This is a genomic window from Amycolatopsis coloradensis (genome assembly GCF_001953865.1).
Classification (GTDB): Bacteria; Actinomycetota; Actinomycetes; order Mycobacteriales; family Pseudonocardiaceae; genus Amycolatopsis; species Amycolatopsis coloradensis.
The window spans coordinates 15,029-34,251 of record NZ_MQUQ01000009.1 but is presented as its reverse complement, the minus strand read 5'-3'; the positions used below and the strand labels follow the sequence as shown (position 1 = coordinate 34,251).

General features: G+C 70.0%; 19 protein-coding genes. 13 read left to right on the top strand and 6 right to left on the bottom strand.

Annotated features, from left to right (window positions below):
• The first annotated feature begins 2 nt into the window (after window positions 1-2).
• Both BS329_RS17230 and BS329_RS17225 read left to right on the top strand, forming a co-directional pair.
• Window positions 3-1,400: a sigma 54-interacting transcriptional regulator gene (locus tag BS329_RS17230; RefSeq protein ID WP_076161968.1), complete on the top strand. Its 1,398-nt coding sequence runs from the start codon at window positions 3-5 to the stop codon at window positions 1,398-1,400.
• Entirely contained in the window at window positions 1,397-3,355 is a 1,959-nt protein-coding gene (locus tag BS329_RS17225) for a vWA domain-containing protein (RefSeq protein ID WP_076161966.1), read from the top strand. The genes BS329_RS17230 and BS329_RS17225 overlap by 4 nt, the downstream gene beginning before the upstream one ends.
• A gap of 54 nt (window positions 3,356-3,409) precedes the next feature.
• Here the strand turns inward: BS329_RS17225 and BS329_RS17220 are convergent, their stop codons facing one another.
• On the bottom strand, window positions 3,410-3,628 hold the full coding sequence (locus tag BS329_RS17220) for a hypothetical protein (protein ID WP_244197198.1): 219 nt from the start codon (window positions 3,626-3,628) through the stop codon (window positions 3,410-3,412).
• Window positions 3,629-3,677: 49 nt separating this feature from the next.
• On the opposite strand from BS329_RS17220, the gene BS329_RS17215 reads away from it, so the two are divergent.
• Window positions 3,678-4,436, top strand: coding sequence for a MerR family transcriptional regulator (locus BS329_RS17215; protein ID WP_076161964.1), 759 nt, complete (start codon window positions 3,678-3,680; stop codon window positions 4,434-4,436).
• An 80-nt stretch (window positions 4,437-4,516) separates the two neighbouring features.
• A complete protein-coding gene (mshC, locus tag BS329_RS17210; protein ID WP_076161962.1) occupies window positions 4,517-5,755 on the top strand; it encodes a cysteine--1-D-myo-inosityl 2-amino-2-deoxy-alpha-D-glucopyranoside ligase in 1,239 nt (412 codons plus the stop codon).
• A gap of 53 nt (window positions 5,756-5,808) precedes the next feature.
• Here the strand turns inward: mshC and BS329_RS17205 are convergent, their stop codons facing one another.
• A complete protein-coding gene (locus BS329_RS17205; RefSeq protein WP_076161960.1) occupies window positions 5,809-7,416 on the bottom strand; it encodes an ABC-F family ATP-binding cassette domain-containing protein in 1,608 nt (535 codons plus the stop codon).
• A gap of 148 nt (window positions 7,417-7,564) precedes the next feature.
• Complete coding sequence (locus BS329_RS17200; RefSeq protein ID WP_076161958.1) at window positions 7,565-8,029, bottom strand: MarR family winged helix-turn-helix transcriptional regulator; 465 nt, start codon at window positions 8,027-8,029, stop codon at window positions 7,565-7,567.
• Between the two features lie 152 nt (window positions 8,030-8,181).
• On the opposite strand from BS329_RS17200, the gene BS329_RS17195 reads away from it, so the two are divergent.
• Genes BS329_RS17195 through BS329_RS17185 form a run of 3 tightly spaced genes read left to right on the top strand, consistent with a single transcriptional unit; the run spans window position 8,182 to window position 10,841 of the window.
• Window positions 8,182-8,760, top strand: a complete 579-nt coding sequence (locus BS329_RS17195; RefSeq protein ID WP_076161956.1) for an ArsR/SmtB family transcription factor — start codon at window positions 8,182-8,184, stop codon at window positions 8,758-8,760.
• Window positions 8,757-10,001, top strand: a complete 1,245-nt coding sequence (locus tag BS329_RS17190) for an MFS transporter (protein ID WP_076161954.1) — start codon at window positions 8,757-8,759, stop codon at window positions 9,999-10,001. Before BS329_RS17195 ends, BS329_RS17190 begins: the two co-directional genes overlap by 4 nt.
• A 15-nt stretch (window positions 10,002-10,016) precedes the next feature.
• Window positions 10,017-10,841, top strand: coding sequence for a metallophosphoesterase family protein (locus BS329_RS17185; protein ID WP_076161952.1), 825 nt, complete (start codon window positions 10,017-10,019; stop codon window positions 10,839-10,841).
• Between the two features lie 341 nt (window positions 10,842-11,182).
• Here the strand turns inward: BS329_RS17185 and BS329_RS17180 are convergent, their stop codons facing one another.
• Window positions 11,183-12,082, bottom strand: coding sequence for a PAC2 family protein (locus tag BS329_RS17180; RefSeq protein WP_076161950.1), 900 nt, complete (start codon window positions 12,080-12,082; stop codon window positions 11,183-11,185).
• Window positions 12,083-12,135: 53 nt separating this feature from the next.
• Window positions 12,136-13,245, bottom strand: coding sequence for an FAD-dependent oxidoreductase (locus BS329_RS17175; protein WP_076161948.1), 1,110 nt, complete (start codon window positions 13,243-13,245; stop codon window positions 12,136-12,138).
• A 72-nt stretch (window positions 13,246-13,317) separates the two neighbouring features.
• On the opposite strand from BS329_RS17175, the gene BS329_RS17170 reads away from it, so the two are divergent.
• The 6 genes from BS329_RS17170 to hisG all read left to right on the top strand — a co-directional run bounded on the left by BS329_RS17170 (window position 13,318) and on the right by hisG (window position 17,981).
• Entirely contained in the window at window positions 13,318-13,998 is a 681-nt protein-coding gene (locus BS329_RS17170) for a TetR/AcrR family transcriptional regulator (protein ID WP_076161946.1), read from the top strand.
• A gap of 63 nt (window positions 13,999-14,061) precedes the next feature.
• Window positions 14,062-14,742, top strand: a complete 681-nt coding sequence (locus BS329_RS17165; RefSeq protein ID WP_084749881.1) for an HAD family hydrolase — start codon at window positions 14,062-14,064, stop codon at window positions 14,740-14,742.
• A gap of 55 nt (window positions 14,743-14,797) precedes the next feature.
• Window positions 14,798-16,261 carry a DNA-3-methyladenine glycosylase 2 family protein gene (locus tag BS329_RS17160; RefSeq protein ID WP_076161944.1) on the top strand — a complete coding sequence of 488 codons (1,464 nt, stop codon included), beginning with the start codon at window positions 14,798-14,800 and terminating at the stop codon, window positions 16,259-16,261.
• Window positions 16,262-16,276: 15 nt separating this feature from the next.
• Window positions 16,277-16,768 (top strand): methylated-DNA--[protein]-cysteine S-methyltransferase, encoded by a 492-nt coding sequence (locus BS329_RS17155; RefSeq protein ID WP_076161942.1) that lies wholly within the window; start codon window positions 16,277-16,279, stop codon window positions 16,766-16,768.
• Between the two features lie 71 nt (window positions 16,769-16,839).
• Entirely contained in the window at window positions 16,840-17,103 is a 264-nt protein-coding gene (locus BS329_RS17150; protein ID WP_076161940.1) for a phosphoribosyl-ATP diphosphatase, read from the top strand.
• A 32-nt stretch (window positions 17,104-17,135) separates the two neighbouring features.
• Window positions 17,136-17,981, top strand: coding sequence for an ATP phosphoribosyltransferase (gene hisG / locus BS329_RS17145; protein WP_076161938.1), 846 nt, complete (start codon window positions 17,136-17,138; stop codon window positions 17,979-17,981).
• A 284-nt stretch (window positions 17,982-18,265) separates the two neighbouring features.
• Here the strand turns inward: hisG and BS329_RS17140 are convergent, their stop codons facing one another.
• Window positions 18,266-19,201, bottom strand: a complete 936-nt coding sequence (locus tag BS329_RS17140) for a ParA family protein (protein ID WP_076161936.1) — start codon at window positions 19,199-19,201, stop codon at window positions 18,266-18,268.
• Between the last annotated feature and the right edge of the window lie 22 nt (window positions 19,202-19,223).

Sequence of the window (19,223 nt, the reverse complement as noted above, 5' to 3'; positions counted from 1 at the left end):
GGGTGAACGATGTTCCCGGAAATCTGCCCCGGACCGCCGGGGACCTTCGCGCGGCCGGCCACCTGCCGCGATCGATCAAACAAGAACTGCACGACAACCTTCTCGCCAAGCTCCGCGCCGGGGAAGACCCCTGGCCCGGGATCGTCGGTTTCTCGCGCACCGTGCTGCCGCAGCTGGAGCGCGCGCTGCTGGCCGGGCACGACGTCGTCCTCCTCGGCGAACGCGGCCAGGGCAAGACCCGGTTGCTGCGTACCCTCGCGGGGCTCCTCGACGAATGGACGCCCGCCATCGAGGGCGCCGAACTGGCCGAGCACCCGCTCGACCCGATCACTCCGGAATCACGCCGCCGTGCCACCGAACTCGGCGACGCCCTTCCGGTGACCTGGCGTCATCGCGACGAGCGCTACACGGAAAAACTGGCCACACCGGACACTTCGGTCGGTGACCTGATCGGCGACGTCGACCCGGTGAAGGTCGCCGAAGGCCGCAGTCTCGGCGACCCCGAGACCATCCACTTCGGACTCGTCCCGCGCGCCCACCGCGGCATCGTGGCGATCAACGAGCTTCCCGACCTCGCCGAGCGCATCCAGGTCGCGCTGCTGAACGTGATGGAGGAACGCGACATCCAGGTGCGCGGGTACACCCTGCGCCTGCCGCTGGACGTGCTGCTGGTGTCGACGGCCAACCCGGAGGACTACACCAACCGCGGCCGGATCATCACCCCGCTCAAGGACCGGTTCGGCGCCGAGATCCGGACGCACTACCCGCTCGACGTCGAGTCCGAGATCGCGGTCGTGCGGCAGGAAGCGCATCTGGTCGCCGAGGTCGGCGAGCCGCTGCTGGAGGTGCTCGCCCGGTTCGTGCGGAACCTGCGCGAGTCGCCGGTGATCGACCAGCGGTCCGGCGTCTCGGCCCGGTTCGCCGTCGCGGCGGCGGAAACCGTGGGCGCGGCGGCGTTGCGCCGGTCCGCGCTCACCGGCGAGGAACCCGCCGTGGCACGCCCGGTCGACCTCGACGCGGTGCCCGCCGTGCTGCGCGGCAAGCTCGAATTCGAGCCGGGGGAGGAGGGCCGCGAGACCGAACACCTCGTGCACCTGCTGCGCCGGGCGGTCGCGGAGACGGCTCGCTCGCGGTTCGCCGGACTGGACCTGCTGCCGCTGGCCGACGCTGTCGAGGACGGGCACCTGGTGACCACCGGCGAACGCGTCCCCGGCAAGGACGTCCTCTCCGCGCTGCCGGAGCTGCCCGTGCTCCACGACGTCGCCGCGCGGGCGGGCGTCGGCCCGGACGAACCGGCGGGGCGGATCGCGGCCGCGGTCGAACTGGCGCTGGAATCCTTGTTCCTGTCGAGGAAACTCGCCAAGGACTCCGACGACACGACGACCGTCTACGGCCGATGAGTACCGTCCCGGAGGGTTATTCGTACGGGCCGTGGCACGACGGCCCGGATCCGCTGGCGCCGCCCGCGGACCTGCGGGACGCGCTCGACGAGATCGGCCGCGACGTCATGGCGGGCGCCTCGCCCCGGTCCGCGCTGGAAGAACTGCTGCGGCGCGGCACCCCGCGCACGGCCGGTCTGGACGAGCTGACCAGGCGGCTCTGGCAGCGCCGGTCGGAGATCCAGCGGCGGCACCGGCTCGACGGCACGCTCCAGGAAGTCCGGCAGCTGCTCGACCAGGCGCTGGAGGCCGAGCGGCGAGAGCTGTTCCCCGACCCGGACGACGACGCCCGCTTCCGCGAGGCGCAGCTGGACGCGCTTCCGCCGGGAACGGCGGCGGCCGTCCGCGAACTCGGCCAGTACGACTGGCGCTCTCAGCAGGGCCGGGAGAACTACGAGAAGATCCGCGACCTGCTCGGGCGTGAGTTGCTGGATTCCCGGTTCGAGGGGATGAAGGAGGCACTCCAGAACGCCGGACCGGAGGACGTCGAGCGCGTCAACAAGATGCTCGCCGACCTCAACGGCCTGCTGGCCGCGCACGCGCAAGGCCGCGAGGACGTGCCTGAGCGGTTCGCGCAGTTCATGCGAGAGCACGGCGAGTTCTTTCCGGAGAATCCGAAGAACGTCGAGGAACTGATCGACGTCCTCGCCGCCCGCGCCGCGGCCGCGCAGCGGATGCTCAACTCGATGACCCCCGAGCAGCGCGCCGAACTGGCCCAGTTGTCGCAGCAGGCGTTCGGTGATCCCCGGCTCGCACAGCAGCTGTCCACTTTGGATTCCCAGCTGAAGGCGTTGCGGCCCGGCGAGGACTGGACGTCGTCGGAACGCTTCCGGGGCAACGATCCGCTCGGCCTCGGTGAGGGCGCCCGGGCGATGTCCGACCTCGCCGAACTGGACGCGCTGGCCGAACAGCTCGGCCAGTCCTATCCCGGCGCGAGACTGGAAGACATCGACGTCGACGCGCTGAGGAGGCAGCTGGGCCCGGACGCGGGCGTCGACGCGCGACGGCTGTCCGAACTGGAACGCGAACTCCGGCGGCAGGGCCTGTTCGAACGCGCTCCCGACGGCACGCTCCGGTTGTCTCCCAAGGCTTTGCGACGGCTGGGGGAGACGGCGCTCGCCGACGTCGTGAACGCGTTGCGCGGCAAGGCGGGGCAGCGGGAGACCGAATCGGCGGGTGCGGCGGGCGAGCCGACGGGTGCGACCAGACCGTGGCGGTTCGGGGACATGCAGCCGTGGGACGTCTCCAGGACGGTCCGGAACTCGGTCCTGCGTTCGGTTTCGGTGGGCGAGCGGTCCGTCCGGATGGCCGTGTCCGACGTCGAGGTGATCGAGACCGAGCACCGGTCTCGCGCGGCCGTGGCGTTGCTCGTGGACACCTCGTGGTCGATGGTCCAGGAGGGCCGCTGGCTGCCGATGAAGCGGACGGCGCTCGCGTTGCACCAGCTGATCAGCACCCGGTTCCGCAACGACGCGCTCCAGCTGATCACGTTCGGCCGCTACGCCACGTCGGTCGAACTGGCCGAACTCGTGGGTTTGGAGGGCGCTTGGGAGCAGGGAACGAACGCCCACCACGCGTTGCTGCTGGCCGGACGGCATCTGCGGCGGCATCCCGACGCGCAGCCGGTGGTCCTGATGGTCACCGACGGCGAGCCGACAGCGCATCTGGAACCCGACGGCACCGCCGAATTCGACTACCCGCCCCAGCAGCGGACCCTGCTCAAGACACTGTCCGAAGTGGACCGGGTGGCGAAGCTGGGTGCGTCGGTGACGGTGTTCCGGCTCGGGGACGACCCGCGCCTGACGGCGTTCGTCGATCTCATCGCGCGTCGCTCGGGTGGCCGGGTCGTCGCTCCGGACCTCGACGGGCTCGGTGCCGCGGTGGTCGGGGACTACCTGCGGGCCAGGAAGCGGTAGGCCGTCACGCCTGTCTCCCGACCCAAGCGCTGCCAGTCCGCGTGAAGGGGGCCTTCACGCGGACTCCGGCCGAATCGTGGTCGCACGGGGGGCGGTGAGCATGACGATGTCGCGGTGCGGCAGAACCTTCATCCGGACGACGGATCCGTAGCGGCGTTCGAGCAGCGGGAGCACGTGAGGCCGGAAGTTGCCGACAACGAGCGTCTGGACGAGGCCGGGCAGCCGGGGCCCGGGCGGAAGTGCGGCCGACACGGTGGTTCCAGCTCTCCCCATGAGTCGTTTCTACGCGCGGCGGCGGAAGTCGTCCACTTACGCTAAGCCGATGGGGTATCCGGTGGGGAAGGTCGCGGCGTTGTCGGGGGTCACCGTGCGCACGCTGCACCACTACGACGAGATCGGCCTGCTGTCGCCGGCCGCGCGCACATCGGCGGGCTACCGCAGCTACAGCGACGACGACCTCGACCGGTTGCAGCGCATCCTGTTCTACCGCGAACTCGGGTTCGGCCTGGAGGCGATCGCGAAGGTCGTCGACGACCCGGGCCTGGACGCGCGGGAGCATCTGCGGCGGCAGCGGACGCTGCTGCGCGAGCGGATCGGCGAGCTGATCCGGATGGCCGAGTCCGTCGAGCGGGTGATCAAGGCCAAGGAGATCGGTGACGCCCTGACCCCGGAGGAGAAGTTCGAGGTCTTCGGCGAGTTCCGTGAACCGGAGGGGTACGCGGAGGAGGCCGTCCGCCGGTGGGGCGAGACCCCGCAGTGGCGGACGGCGGCCGTGCCACTGTCGAAGGAGGAGTGGATCGAGGCGGAGAAGGTCCGCCAGGACTGGGTGAGGCGGCTGCTCGACGTCGTCGACTCCGGCGCGGCGGCGGGCAGCGACGCGGCGATGGACCTCGCCGAGGAGCACCGGCGGCTCTTGGCCGCGTTCATGGGGGACTGCGATCACGCGATGCACCGCGAGGTCGCCGGGCTGTACGTGACGGATCCGGTCCAGTTCGGCTTCCTGGTGCGGGAGCCGGACCAGCGGCCGGGCCTCGCCGAGTACATCCGGGACGCCGCCCACGCCAACGCCGACCGGTCCTGAACGGGCGGGTGAGGTTACTCCGGCCGGGTCCGGCTCCCACCGGCCGGGAACGGCGCGGCGGCTCCGCTTACAGTCGAGGTATGCAGACTTGGTCAACGGTCGACGTGCCCCGTATCCCCGGCACCCCCCGTCCGCTGCGGCTCCATGACACCGCGACGGGGCAGATCCGCCCCACCGCGCCCGGGTCCACCGCCCGGATGTACGTCTGCGGCATCACGCCGTACGACGCCACCCATCTGGGGCACGCCGCCACGTACCTGACATTCGACCTGGTGAACCGCCTGTGGCGCGACGCCGGGCACGACGTCCACTACGTCCAGAACGTGACGGACATCGACGAGCCCCTGCTGGAGCGCGCCGCGCGCGACAAGGACGACTGGATCGTCCTCGGCATGCGTGAGACCGCGCTGTTCCGTGAGGACATGACCGCGCTGCGGGTGCTGCCGCCGAGGCAGTTCGTCGGGGCGGTGGAGAGCATCCCCGAGATCGTCGAGGTCATCGCCAAACTGCTGTCGAACGGCAGCGCCTATCGCGCCGACGACGCCGAGTACCCGGACATCTACTTCGATCACAACGCGACCGGGCATTTCGGTTCCGAGTCGAACTACGACGCCGAGACGATGGCCAAGTTCTTCGCCGAACGCGGCGGCGACCCGGACCGTCCGGGCAAGCAGCACCCGCTCGACGCGCTGCTGTGGCGGATGGCGCGGCCGGGTGAGCCGTCGTGGGAGTCGGAGCTGGGAGCCGGACGGCCGGGCTGGCACATCGAGTGCAGCGCGATCGCGGTCAACCGCCTCGGCCTCGGCTTCGACGTCCAGGGCGGTGGCTCGGACCTGATCTTCCCGCACCACGAGTACAGCGCCGCGCACGCGGAGGCCGTCGCGGGGGACCGGCCGTTCGCGCGGCACTACGTGCACGCCGGGATGATCGGCCTCGACGGCGAGAAGATGTCGAAGTCGCGCGGGAACCTCGTGTTCGTCTCGCGCCTGCGTGCCGACAAGGTCGACCCCGGCGTGATCCGGCTGGCGCTGTTCGCCGGCCACTACCGTTCGGACCGGCCGTGGACCGCGCAGTTGCACGCGGACGCCGAAGACCGCCTCGCGCGCTGGCGCGACGCGGTCTCGCTCGGCACGGGCCCGGCCGCGGAGGACACCGTCGTGCGCCTGCGCGACCACCTGACCGACGACCTCGACACGCCCAAGGCGCTCGCCGCCGTCGACGCCTGGGCGGAGCAGGCGCTGAACCGGTCAGGCTCCGACCCGGCGGCTCCCGGGCTGATCCGGAAAGCGGTCGACGCGCTGCTCGGCATCGAGCTGTAGGAAAACACTGCTCGGGCGGGCGAACCGTCCGCCCGAGCAGTGTGTATAACGCCCTACACGGCGACGCGACCGGCTTCCAGCCGGAGGTGGTCACCCGCCCAGTCTCGCCGCAGCCATCTGTCGTGCGAAGCGATGACGACGGCGCCCGGCGCCGAATCGAGCGCGGCGAACAACTCCTCGGCCAAGGTGAGCGAGATGTGGTTGGTCGGTTCGTCCAGCAGGAGCACCTCCGGCGGATCGGCGATCAGCAACGCCAGCGCGAGCCGCCGCCGTTGCCCGACCGACAGGGCGCCCACCCTGGTCCCGAGATCGCGCGGCGCCAGCAGGCCAAGGCCACGCAACGGTGGAGCGTCCTCGCCGAGCGTTTCGGCGTAGGTCCGCTGCGCGGTCTTCTCCGGCTCGGCGAACGCGACATCCTGTGCCAGCAGGCCGATCCGAACCCCTCGTCCGGAAAGGACGGTGCCGGCGTCCGGTGTCAGCGAGCCGGCGAGGACGGCCAGCAGCGTCGACTTCCCGGCACCGTTCCCGCCGGTGATCAGGAGCCTCGACGTCGTCGTGATGTCGAGGGTCGCCAGGCGCAGCCGTCCCGCGATCTCGATTCCCCGCACGGAGATCGCCGTCTTGTCCTCGCCGGGTTCACCGGTCAGGCCGCCATGGAACCGCAGGGGCGCGGGTGGTTTCCGCACCTGGTCGCGTTCCAGTTCGTCCAGCCGCAGTCGCGCGTTGCGGACCCGGCGTGAGATCTGCTTCTGCACCCTCCCGGTCTTGAAGTCGTAGAGCATCTTGGCGTTGTCGCGCTGCGGCCGGTTGTGTGCGACGTCGCGCGCGGTGACGGCCACCGCTTCGCGCAGTTCCTTCAGTTCGTCCTGTTCCTCGGCGTAGCGCTGCTCCCAGCGCGCCCGTTCGGCCCGTTTCTGGTCCAGGTAGCGGGAGTACGTGCCGCCGTACCGGGTAGGGCCGCCCAGCGCCGGGTCGAGGTCGACGATGTCGGTGCACACCGCGTCGAGGAACACGCGATCGTGCGAAGACAGCACGAGCACGCCGGTCAGCGAAGCGAGATGGTGTTCCAGGAACTCCATCGCGCCGTCATCGAGGTGGTTCGTCGGCTCGTCCAGGACGAGCGTGCCCGGCCGCCGGATCAACAACGCCGCCAGCCCGAGCCGCGACCGTTGCCCGCCCGACAAGGTGCCCAGTTCGCGCGCCGGGTCGATCCCGGCGAGCCCGAGTCCCGCGCAGACGACCCCGGCCCGCCGGTCGGCGTCCCAGAGATCGTGTGCCTGAGCCCATTCGAGGACGGTGCCGTACTCGTGGAGCACCGCCGTGTCGTCCGGGCGTTCAGCGAGCGCTTCGGTCAGTTCGCCGAGTCTCGCCGACGCTTGCCGGATCTCGGCGAGCGCGTCGTCGATGACGTCGGAGAACCGCGCCGTCAGCGGAAAGGGCAGCTCCTGCAAGAGGAATCCGAGGTCGTCGCCGCGCAGCACCTCGCCCGCGTCGGGTTCCTCGACCCCGGCCAGCAGGCGCAGGAGCGTGGACTTGCCGACGCCGTTCTCGCCGACCAGGCCGAGCCGCTGCCCGGCCGAAGCGGTCAGGTTCACGCCGTCGAGCACGACGCGGGCGCCGTAGGAGTGGACGAGATCTTTGGCGATCAGGGAAGAAGACATACGACATCACCGCGTTTCGAGGTCATGAGGGATCCCTGCCGGGCCTGATCGCTTACGGGAGCCGTGCTCGACCGAAGCAGCCTCGGAACGGGGAAGGTGCGATGTCAGTTGTCCATGATGCGAGCAGTCTAACGCAACCCCTGTAGCGTTAGTCAACCCCCTCGCGCAATCTGGTGGCTTCTTGTTCGGCGAAGACGCGCCCGTCGGTCATGACACCGAGCAGTGCGGCGAGCTGTCGCCGGTCCAGTCGGCCGAGGCGGTCGCCGAAGAACCGGGCCATGGGGGAGTAGAGATCGGACACCTCGCCGAGCCGGTCCGGCAGCGGGCGGACCAGGAGGCGGCGGCGATCGGCCGGATCCGGAACCCGTTCGACCAGATTCTGCGCCGCCATCCGGTCGAGCATCCGCGTCACCGCCCCGGTGGTCATGCCGAGCGCCCGTGCCAGCCGGGTCGGTGAAGTCGCGGCGCCGCTGATGACCAGCTGGAGTCCGTGTAGCTCGGTGGCGCTGATCCCCAGCTGCTCCGCCATCGCCGTCTGGAACAGGACGGTCGCGCTGACGAACCGGGGAATCTCCAAGGTCGCCGCGATGGCGAGTTCTCGCTGGTCAGGCATATGTTTTCCCTGTGCAGTAGTTGACTTGTGCAGTTACTGCTGAAAGCAGCAACTGCTGCGGCAAAGGTATCCAGGTCGGTTGACATCCCCGCGGCCACCTGTGACTCTGAAAGGTAACTTTCGAAAGGTTTCTTTCAGATTGGATCGAGCCGATGGCCGGGTTGCCGCCGCGCAAGCGGATCGAAGACGTCGAGCTGATGCGGGCGCTGGCGCATCCGCTGCGTTCGGCGCTGGTGGATCACCTGATGGCGGTCGGCCCCCGGACCGCGAGCGAATGCGCGACGGCGGTCGGCTCGACAGCCTCGAACTGCAGCTGGCACCTGCGCCAGCTGGCCCAGCACGGCCTCGTCGAACGGGTCGAGGGGGAGGACGGGCGAGAGCGGCCTTGGCGTGCCTGCCAGGTCGGCATCGAGTTCGGCGACGACCCGGACCTGCGCGGGGCGCGACTGGCGGTCGTCGGAACCACGCTGGCGCGGGAGAAAGAGCTGACCGAGCGTTATCTCGACGCCGCCGACCGGCTGGACAAGGACTGGCGGGACGCGTCCGGGATCAACACGTATTCGCTGCGGGTGACCGCGGCGGAGCTGGACGAGCTGGTCCGGGGGATCGACGCGCTCGTACGGCCTTACGTCAGCACGATCCGCGAAGACGCCCCCGGGGGAGCCCTGTCCGTCCACCTGGGACTGCGGGCGTTCCCGCGCGTCGACACCGAGGGGAAACCGAGTACGTGAAACCGTTGGGAGAGCCCGCTTTCGCGAGACTGTGGGTCGCCGCCTTCTTCTCCGAGACCGCCGAGTGGATGCTGCAGATCGCCCTGCCGGTGTTCGTCTTCCGGGCGACCGGCTCCGCGGCCACCACGGCGTTGAGCATCGTCCTCGGCCTGGTGCCCGCGGTGCTGCTGAGCCCCATCGCCGGCGTGATCGCGGACCGGTGGAACCGGCGGCTGGTGCTGTGCGTGGTGTGCGCGGGTCAGGCGTTCGTGGCCCTGCCGCTGCTGTTCGTCGCGTCCGGCGGCCCGGTGTTCGTGATCTACGGGGTCATGGCCGCACAGGCGGGGCTGGCTTCGCTGTTCGAACCCGCCCGCAACGCGCTCGTACCGGAACTGGTCGCCCCGGACGAGCTGATCGGCGCCAACGGCCTCATGAGCGTCAACAGCAGCGTCGCGCGCCTTGTCGGAGGCTGGGCGGGCGGGCTCCTGCTCGGCTTCGGCGGGCTCGGCTGGGTCGTGGTCGCTTACCTCGGGGTGCTGGTGATCGGCTCGGCCCTGCTGGCCCGCCCGTTCCGGCGGGTCGCCGCGCCGATGGTGGCGGGCCCGCCCGAACCAGTGTTACGAGCCTGGCTGGACGGGCTTCGCGAGATCGGCCGCGAAGGACGCCTTCGCCTCGCCGGCGTCGTCGTGGTGCTGACTTCCCTGGCGCAGGGGATGTTCCTGGTGCTGTTCGTGGTCTTCGTGCTCGACATCCTCGACGGCACCGAAGGCGACGTCGGACTGCTTCGCGGTGTCCAGGCGCTGGGTGGACTGGCCGCGGGATTCGCCGTCGCCACCGTCGCCCGCAAGGTCGCGCCCGCCGCCCTGCTCGGCTGGGGCGGGCTCGCGCTCGGCCTGCTGTCGGCGCTGATCTGGAACCTGCCTACGCTCATCTTGTCGCTGCCGCTGGGTGTCTTCATCGGACTCTTCGCACTCGTCGGCGCTCCCGGGGTGCTTGCCGGATCCGGCCTGCTCTCACTGGTTCAGACGACCGCGTCGCCCGAACGGTCCGGCCGCGCGCTGAGCACCATGTTCGCCGGGACGGCCGGGTTCACCGCGCTGGGCGCGTCGCTGGCGGGCGGACTGGTGAGTGTGCTGGGCACCGGAGTCCTGCTGAACCTCCAGGCGGGCCTGCACGTCGCCTCGGCGCTCATCGTGCTGGGCGTGTCGGCGTCGGGACGGTCGCGCCGCGACCCGGTTTTGGCGGTCCCCCGGTCCGGGTGAAGCTACGGTGGTGGAGTGCCGCATCTCTTCGCCACCAGCGACCTCCACGTCACCCATGAGGGCAACGCCCCGATCGTCGACGAGGTCGTCCCCCGGACCCCCGACGACTGGCTGCTCGTGGCCGGTGACGTCGCCGAACGAGCCGAATCCGTGGTCGGGGTGCTCAGGACCTTGCGGGAACGCTTCGCGAAGGTCGTCTGGGTCCCCGGCAACCACGAGCTGTGGACCACCCAGAAGGACGAATGTCAGCTGCGGGGCCAGGCACGCTACGAGCATCTGGTCGAGCGATGCCGGGAGATCGACGTCCTCACCCCGGAAGACCCGTACCCGGTGTGGGAACACCAGGAGAAGCCGCTGACCATCGCTCCGCTGTTCGTGCTGTACGACTACAGCTGGCGGACGCCCGCGTCCGAAGGACTGCCGCTGCTGACGGCCGTCGACCAGGCACGCGAGGCGGGCGTGCTGTGCACGGACGAGTTCTTCCTGCACCCCGACCCGTACCCCAGCAGGCAGGCTTGGTGCGCCGACCGGGTGAAGATCAGCACGGAGCGGCTGGAAGCGATCCCCGAGGACCACGGGACGATCCTGATGTCGCACTGGCCGCTGCACCGCCACCCCACCGAGCCGCTGTACTGGCCGGAGTTCGCGCTGTGGTGCGGGACGACCGAGACCGAGGACTGGCACCTGCGTTTCCGGGCGGAGGTCGCGGTCTACGGGCACCTGCACATCCCGCGCTCCACCGCGGCGGACGGTGTGCGGTTCGAGGAGGTCTCGCTCGGCTATCCGCGTGAGTGGCGGAAGCGGGCGCGGGGCCCCATCCCGCTGCGGCGCATCTTCTAGGTCTCGTGAGCGGTGAGGTACTTACTGGATTCCCGGTGCGCTTGATCGAAGGTTCGGTTCGTGCAGGCCAGCGGCTGTGTCGCGAAAGCCACGTTCGCGACGTCTGATGTCCCGAAAGTGGCTTTCGCGACACCCGGGATGGCGGCCGCGCTTACGCCTGAGGACCGGTGGCGGTACCTGCCGCCGGTGTCCCGCAAGTAGTCCTCTAGTTGCGATCGGGTAGCGGCGTCGCAAGACCGCAGGCCACGTGGAACTCGCGTGAAGGTCCAGTTCCCTCGGTCCAGCCGAGGGAACTCGACCTTCACACACCTCAGGCGAGCACAGACACCGGCACGGAGCCGTCAGCCTCGCCCCGGACCGTCTTGGCCGGGACGGCGCCGCCGCAGGTACCGCTCGAACTCGGCCGCGATCTTGTCCCCGCTCACGTCGTCCAGCGTGAACTCGGTTTCCGCGTCGCCGCGCTCCTCGAGGCCCCGGACGTACTCGGTGATCTCCTCGTCCTCTTCGGCCATCTCCGTGACCGTCCGCTGCCACTCCTCGGACTGCTCCGGAAGGGCGCCGAGCGGGATCTCGACGTCGAGGACGTCCTCGAGTTTGTGCAGCAGCGCGAGGGTGGCCTTGGGCGACGGCGGATGCGAGACGTAATGCGGCACGGCCGCCCAGATCGACACCGCCGGGACACCGGCCTGCACGCAGTAGTCCTGGAGGACGCCGACGATGCCGGTCGGGCCCTGGTAGTTGTTCAGCTCCAGGCCGAACTGGGAAGCGGTGTCCTTGTCGTACGCCGTCCCGGTGACCGGGACGGGGCGGGTGTGCGCGGTGTCGGCGAGAAGCGCGCCGAGAGTGACGACGGTGGCCACGTCCAGTTGCTGGATGTGCTCCAGCAGTTCGGCGCAGAAGGCGCGCCAGCGCATGTTCGGTTCGGGCCCTTGGACCAGCACGACGTCCCGGCTGAAGCCTTCCGGGCGACACACCGAGAGCCGCGTGGTCGGCCAATCGACCCTTCGGGTGACGCCGTCCACCATGCGGACGGTCGGTCTGCTCACCTGGAAGTCGTAGTACTCGTCCGGACTCAGCTCGCTCAGCGGTGTCGCATCCCAGTTGAGCTGGAGATGCTCGACCGCCCGACTGGCCGCGTCACCTGCGTCGTTCCATCCTTCGAAGGCGACGATCATGATCGGCTTGGTGTCATCCGGGTGGTCGCGGCCGGGCCGCTGGGTCTCGTCGACGGGCTCACTCACCGGACCAGCCTACGACCACGCGGCCCCGCGCCGTTGAGCATGTCCGGTCGTCTTCAGCCGGGTTGGAAGAACGCGAGCAGTTTCCGGGCGGCGTCCGGCGAGCTCAGCAATTCGTGCATGTCCGCGCACATCCGGGCGGCGGCGCCGGCGCGTTCGAACATCTCGCGTTCGTACTCCTCGATGGCGGTGGGGTGGTCGTCCGGATGCGCGGCCAGCGCCAGTGCGAGCAGAGCCCCGTCGAGCAGCGCCATGTTGGCGCCCTCGCCGGTCGGCGGCATCAGGTGCGCGGCGTCGCCGATCAGCGTGACGTCCGGCGCCGACGGCCAGGTCAGACCGGCCGGGAGCGTGGCGATCGAGCGCCGCACGACCGTGTCGTCGCAGGCCGCGATCAGCGCGGTGAACCGCGGGTCCCAGCCGTCGAGCAGGTCGATCAGCCGTGCCCGGGCGGCCGCCGGGTCGTCGAACGGGATCCCGCTGGTGGCGAACCAGTCCTCGTCGGTGTGGTAGAAGCTGAGGCCGACGCGAACGCGGCCGTCGCCGTTGCGCTGCGCCCCCAGCGATATTCCGCCGCCGAGCACCCAGTAGTTGCCCCGGCCGACCATCGCCGCGAGGTCGGGGTGCGTGCGGTCGATGTCGGGGATGCCGACCTCGACGGTGTTCTGGCCGATATGCGCCGGCCGGGCGTCGGTGAGCAGGGCGCGGACCCGCGACTGTGCCCCGTCCGCGCCGACCAGCAGGTCGTATGCAGCGGTGCGCCCATCGGCGAAGCGCAGCACGCCGTCCTCGGCGGAGCTGAACGCGTGCCCCCAGCGAACCGTGCCTTCGGGGAGGGAATCCAGCAACAGGTCGCGCAGGTCGGCCCGGTCGACCTCGGGTCGTGAGAGCGGGGCGTCGTCGGGCGTGTCCTCTTGGAGCAGCAGCGTGCCGTCCGGTTCCAGAAGCCGCATGTCCTGGCCCTCACCGCGGGCGATCGCGAAGAACCGGTCGATCAGACCGGCGTCGCGCAGCGCTCGCTGGCCGGAATGGATGTCGAGCATGCCGCCCTGGCCGCGCGCGTCACGCGACGACTCACGTTCGTACACGACGGCGTCGATGCCGTTCACGTGCAGCACCCGGGCGAGAGTGAGGCCGCCGAGGCCCGCTCCGACAATGGCGATGGTCATGGTGGGCCCTTCTTCGATACGCCGTACTTGTCGATACACTGTATCGACCCGATGCGATGTATTGTCAACGAAATGTTGGTGTGGGAGAGGCCGGAGCCGCCGGATCGACCGGTGCTGGCCCCGCTGAGCAGGGAGCGGATCGTGCGAGCGGCGATCCGGCTGGCCGACGCGGACGGCCTCGAGGGGGTGTCGCTGCGCAAGATCGCCACGGCGCTGGACGTCGGCCCGATGCGGCTGTACGGCTACATCGAGAACAAGGAGGAGTTGCTCGACCTGATGGTCGACACTGTCCACGCCGAGATCCGGCCGTCCGGGGACGGACGGCGGGAGGTGCTGCGGTCTCTCGCCGAAGCCATCCGGCACGCCGCTCACGAGCACGAATGGCTCGCCGATCTCCTGGGCGGCCGTCCCCGGCTCGGGCCACACGCCCTCGCCACGTCGGAGACCGTGATGGCCGCGCTGGACGACGTCGAACTGGACATCGTCATGCCGGTCGTCGCCTCGGTCACCGCGTATGTGACCGGTGCGGTCCGCCGGGAGATCGCCGAGCGACGCGCCGAACGCGCCACCGGGTTGGACGAGAAGCGCTGGCAGGCCGCGCACGGCCCCTATCTGAAACGGGCCTTCGCCGAGGGCCGATACCCGGCGCTCGCCACGGTGGTGCGTGACGCCGCCCACTCCGACGCCGACCAGACGTTCCAGATCGGCCTCGAATGCCTGCTCGACGGCATCGAAGCCCGTATCTCCGGGTGACACGCGTTCGGTACCGTGGAGACGAGAATCGGTACTTCACTACCTGATCATCGAGGGGGAGCCGTGACCGAACCGTCCACACTGGACGGACTCGCCGCCGTGCTGTGGGATATGGACGGCACGCTGGTCGATTCGGAGAAACTGTGGGATGTCGCCCTCTACGAGGCCGTCGAGAGCCTCGGCGGCACGCTGACCGAGGAGCAGCGCCTGAGCCTCGTCGGGTCCAATATGGACGACACGGCCGCGTTTCTCCTGGAGGTGTGCGGCAAACCCGTCGGCCCCGAGTCGATCGCGGAGATGGGGGAGTGGATCCGCCAGCGCACGGCCACCCTCTTCGACGGCCCGCTCCCGTGGCGCCCCGGCGCACAGGAGCTGCTCGAACTGTTGCGCGCCAAAGGGGTGCCGATGGCGCTGGTCACCTCCACCGAACGGTCGCTGACCGAACTCGCCCTCAACACCATCGGCCGCGAGTACTTCGCCGCCACCGTCTGCGGTGACGAGGTCGATGGTCGGAACAAACCGGACGCCAGGCCGTATCAGCTGGCGGCGGAGCTGCTGGGAGTCCCGGCTTCCCGGTGCGTGGCGATCGAGGATTCACCGCCGGGCGCGGCTTCCGCGGCCGCGGCCGGGTGCGCGGTGGTGGTGATCCCGAACGACGTCGAGGTCCAGCCGGGAGAGCGGCGCGTGTTCCGTTCGTCGCTGGCCGGGCTCGACGTGCCGGAGCTGACCGCGCTGCTGCCCTGACCACCATGTCGCATTTCCGCTAGACCCCGGCCGCGTGGTCGGTGATGCTGACCGGGTGCATGAGGACTTCGAGCGTTGTGTCCGGGCGGTCCAGGCGAAGGACGACCGTTTCGACGGCTGGTTCTTCACCGCCGTCCTGACGACGCGGATCTACTGCCGGGCGAGCTGCCCGGTCGTCCCGCCCAAACCGGAGAACATGACCTTCTACCCGAGTGCGGCGGCCGCGCAGGAAGCCGGATTCCGAGCCTGCAAGCGGTGCCGCCCGGACGCGAGTCCCGGGTCGCCGCAGTGGAACGAGCGCGCGGACCTGGTGGCCAGGGCGATGCGGCTGATCGCAGACGGCGTCGTCGACACCGGCGGCGTGAGCGGGTTGGCCGCCCGGCTGGGGTACAGCGTCCGGCAGGTCGAGCGGCACGTGCGTGCCGAACTCGGCGCGGGCCCGCTCAGCCTCGCCAGGGCACAGCGCGCGCAGACGGCGCGGCTGCTGATCGAGACGACCGGTCTGTCGATGATCGACGTCTCCCTCGCCGCCGGGTTCGGCAGCGTCCGGACGTTCAACGACACCGTCCGCGAGGTCTTCGCGCTGTCCCCGACCGAGCTGCGGGCCAGGGTCCGCACCGCGCCGGCGACCGCGCCCGGAACGCTGAACCTGCGCCTGCCGTACCGGAAGCCGCTGTTCCCGGACAACCTGTTCGGCCACCTCGTCGCGACGGGCGTCCCCGGCGTCGAGGAATGGCGTGACGGTGCCTACCGCCGGACGCTGCGGCTGCCGCACGGCCCCGCCGTCGTCGCGCTCAAACCCGAAGACGGTTACATCGGCTGCCGGCTCACCCTTTCGGATCTGCGGGACCTCTCGACCGCGATCAGCCGCTGCCGCCGCCTGCTCGACCTCGACGCCGACCCGGTCGCGGTCGACGACGCGCTGGCCGCGGACCCGATGCTCGGGCCGCTGGTGGCCACCGCGCCCGGCAGACGGGTGCCGAGGACCGTCGACGGCGACGAGTTCGCCGTCCGCGCCGTGCTGGGCCAGCAGGTGTCCACCGCCGCCGCCCGGACCCACGCGGCCCGGCTGGTCCTCGCGCACGGCGAGCCCGTCGACGACCTGGACGGTGGCCTCACCCATGTCTTCCCGGACGCCACCGCGCTCGCGGAGATCGACCCGGAAAACCTGGCGATGCCGCAGAGCCGCAAACGGACCCTGCTCGGCCTCGTCGCCGAACTGAACGACGGGGGCCTCGACCTCGGGGCGGGCAGCGACTGGCAGCAAGCGCGGGAGCGGCTGCACGCGCTGCCCGGCTTCGGCCCGTGGACCGTCGAGAGCATCGCGATGCGCTCGCTCGGCGACCCGGACGCCTTCCTGCCGACCGACCTCGGCGTCAAAGTCGCCAGGGAGGGGCTCGGGCTCGGTCCGGCCGCGTTCGCCGAACACGCCGAGCGCTGGCGCCCGTGGCGTGCCTACGCCGTCCAACACCTTTGGGCGACCGGAGCTCACCCGATCAACCGGCTGCCCGCCGCCTGAATTCCGAGGAACGCCATGCGCACGCACACCGTCATCGACAGCCCGTACGGCCCGCTGACCCTGGTCGCGGACGGCGAAAGCCTTTGCTGCCTGTTCATGGACCAGCAGCGGCATCGCCCGGCCGAGGAGACCTTCGGCCACCCCGATCCGGGCGCGCCGATCTTCAGGGAAACCGAGAAGCAGCTGAAGGAATACTTCGCCGGTCAGCGGAAGGACTTCGACCTCCCGCTGAGCTTCGGCGGCACCGAATTCCAGCGGATGGTCTGGGAAGGCCTGCTCGGAATCCCGTATGGCGAGACGGTTTCGTACGGTCAGCTCGCCGACCGGCTCGGCAGGCCCGCCGCGTCGCGCGCGGTCGGGCTCGCCAACGGGAAGAACCCGATCAGCATCATCGTGCCGTGCCATCGCGTCGTCGGTTCCAACGGCGACCTCACCGGCTACGGCGGCGGTGTCGAACGGAAGCGGCAGCTGCTCGACTTCGAGCGGGAGGGCTCCACGCTGTTCTGAGGTGTGACGCGGGTGTCACCACACGGCCCGGGGCAGCGCGACGCGAGCGCGGATGGAAGGATCTCCAGACTGTGAAGACCTTCGATGAGCTGTTCGCCGAGCTTGCCGACCGCGCGGTCACGCGCCCCGACGGTTCCGGCACTGTCGCCGCGCTGGACGCGGGTGTGCACGCGCAGGGCAAGAAGGTGCTCGAAGAAGCGGGCGAGGTGTGGATCGCCGCCGAGCACGAATCCGACGACAGGCTCGCGGAGGAGATTTCACAGCTGCTGTACCGGGTGCAGGTGCTCATGCTCGGCCGTGGACTGTCGACAGAGGACGTGTACCGGTACCTGTGACGCGTTCGCGTCCGGAGAACCAAGGAGAAACAATGCTGCGTGTCGCCGTGCCGAACAAGGGAGCCCTCGCCGCCGCCGCGTCGGAGATGCTCGGCGAGGCCGGCTACCGCAAGCGACATGAGGCGCGCGACCTGACCGTGCTGGACGCGGTCAACGAGGTCGAGTTCTTCTTCCTGCGCCCCAAGGACATCGCGATCTACGTCGGATCCGGCGAGCTGGACCTCGGCATCACCGGCCGCGACCTCGCGCTCGACTCCGGCGCCCCGGTCGAGGAGATCCTCGGCCTCGGCTTCGGCGGATCCACCTTCCGGTACGCCGCGCCGGCCGGCCGGGACTGGAAGGCCGAAGACCTCCAGGGCAAACGGCTCGCGACGTCGTACCCGAGGCTCGTGCGCGAGAACCTCAAGCAGCACGGGGTGGAGGCGGAGGTCATCCGCCTCGACGGTGCCGTCGAGATCTCGATCCAGCTCGGGGTGGCCGACGCCATCGCCGACGTCGTCGAGTCCGGACGCTCGTTGCGCCAGCACAACCTGGTGGCCTTCGGTGACCCGATCTGCGTGTCCGAAGCCGTGTTGCTCCAGCGGGCCGGTACCGAGCACACCCGGCCCAAGGACCAGCTGAAGGCGCGGCTGCAGGGCGTCGTGTTCGCCCAGCACTACATGATGCTGGACTACGACTGCCCGCGTTCGCTCATGGAGGCGGCCATCGCGATCACGCCGGGCCTCGAGTCGCCGACCGTGGCGCCGCTGGCCGACGAGGACTGGGTGGCCGTGCGGGCGATGGTGCCGCGCAAGGAGGTCAACCGGATCATGGACGAGCTCGCCGAGACCGGCGCGAAGGCCGTCCTGGCTTCGGACATCCGGGCCTGCCGCTTGTAGCGCCAGTGGTCCTCGGACACCTGCCGCGGGTGCCGAGACAGGCCGTTGTGAGGGCCCCGCCAGCCGCCTCGGGTGTCGCGAAAGCCACTTTTGGGACAACAGACGTCGCTAAAGTGGCTTTCGCGACGGGGGCCACCGGCCAGTCGAGAGGAGGCCCTTCGCCGACTGAACCGGCGACCAGTAGAAGACCAGAGTCCAGTAGGTACTAAGACACCCTCGGCTCTGACGCGCCTTATTACTTACGAGACCCGCAGGACACCCGGGCCTTCGCGTGTTGGTTCGTGCTACCGGGGCCGGTTCGGCTTCTTGGGCATGAGGTCGTAGAGCCGCTTTCGCGCGCCGCTGTCGTTGGCGCTGCGCGCCACCGAGACCTCGGTGATGAAGTCCTCGAAGACGAACTCCTCGTCCGCGGGCACGATCGCCGGGGCGGGGTGGCTCCGGAGATACCCGTCCAGCGTTTCCGCGATCTCCCGGAACGACAGCGCTTGCAGGGTTTCCGGCGCGTAGGTCGTCACAGGCACGCCGTGCGCGGCGGCCTCGTTCATCACCACGCCGAGCGGGACGTGCGAAAGCATCGGGATCCCGAACGTGTACAGCTCCTGCAACGCGGCCGCCGCGTAATGCGAGATCGGGCGACGGTACAGCCCGGGCACGAGACCGTAGTAGGCGATCGGCGGGCGGCCGACGGTCTGCTCGACGTAGCGCACCTGGTCCGAAAGCAGGCGCAGCGCCCGGATGCTCGTCCGGTCCGGCTGGACCGGCACGAGGATCCCGTGTGAAGCGGCGAGCGCGTTGTTGGTCAGGACGTCGAGCGCGGGCGGGCAGTCGATGATGATGTGGTCGTAGTTCGCGAACTGGATGACCCTGGCCAGCTGCCAGCCCGGCACGCGGAACTGGTCCAGCCGCCGGATCAGGTCGAACATGCCCGGCGACGTCGGGATGACGTCGAACGTGCCGCCCCGGCCGAGGTTGCTGCGCGGATGCCGCACGGCCAGTTCCTCGATCGGGCCCTTCCACACCTTGGTCAGGGCTTTCGCCAGGCTGGGCATGTCCGGGGCCACCTCGTCCAAACCGAGGAGTTCGGTGGTCGCGTGCCCCTGTGGGTCGAGGTCGATCAGCAGCACCCGGCGGCCACGTTCGGCCAGTGCGGCCGACGCGCCCACGCTGAGTGAGGTCTTGCCGACCCCGCCTTTCTGGTTGACCACCGAGGTGATCTGCATGCCGAAGCGCTCCCTGCGTCTG

Coding starts and splice junctions, on each gene's coding strand:
- BS329_RS17205 (WP_076161960.1), bottom strand. CDS start 7,416: ATGTCTTCTTCCCTGATCGCCAAAGATCTCGTCCACTCCTACGGCGCC.
- BS329_RS17195 (WP_076161956.1), top strand. CDS start 8,182: ATGGCCGGGTTGCCGCCGCGCAAGCGGATCGAAGACGTCGAGCTGATG.
- BS329_RS17225 (WP_076161966.1), top strand. CDS start 1,397: ATGAGTACCGTCCCGGAGGGTTATTCGTACGGGCCGTGGCACGACGGC.
- hisG (WP_076161938.1), top strand. CDS start 17,136: ATGCTGCGTGTCGCCGTGCCGAACAAGGGAGCCCTCGCCGCCGCCGCG.
- BS329_RS17175 (WP_076161948.1), bottom strand. CDS start 13,245: ATGACCATCGCCATTGTCGGAGCGGGCCTCGGCGGCCTCACTCTCGCC.
- BS329_RS17140 (WP_076161936.1), bottom strand. CDS start 19,201: ATGCAGATCACCTCGGTGGTCAACCAGAAAGGCGGGGTCGGCAAGACC.
- BS329_RS17155 (WP_076161942.1), top strand. CDS start 16,277: ATGCGCACGCACACCGTCATCGACAGCCCGTACGGCCCGCTGACCCTG.
- BS329_RS17215 (WP_076161964.1), top strand. CDS start 3,678: ATGGGGTATCCGGTGGGGAAGGTCGCGGCGTTGTCGGGGGTCACCGTG.
- BS329_RS17220 (WP_244197198.1), bottom strand. CDS start 3,628: ATGGGGAGAGCTGGAACCACCGTGTCGGCCGCACTTCCGCCCGGGCCC.
- BS329_RS17170 (WP_076161946.1), top strand. CDS start 13,318: ATGTTGGTGTGGGAGAGGCCGGAGCCGCCGGATCGACCGGTGCTGGCC.
- mshC (WP_076161962.1), top strand. CDS start 4,517: ATGCAGACTTGGTCAACGGTCGACGTGCCCCGTATCCCCGGCACCCCC.
- BS329_RS17200 (WP_076161958.1), bottom strand. CDS start 8,029: ATGCCTGACCAGCGAGAACTCGCCATCGCGGCGACCTTGGAGATTCCC.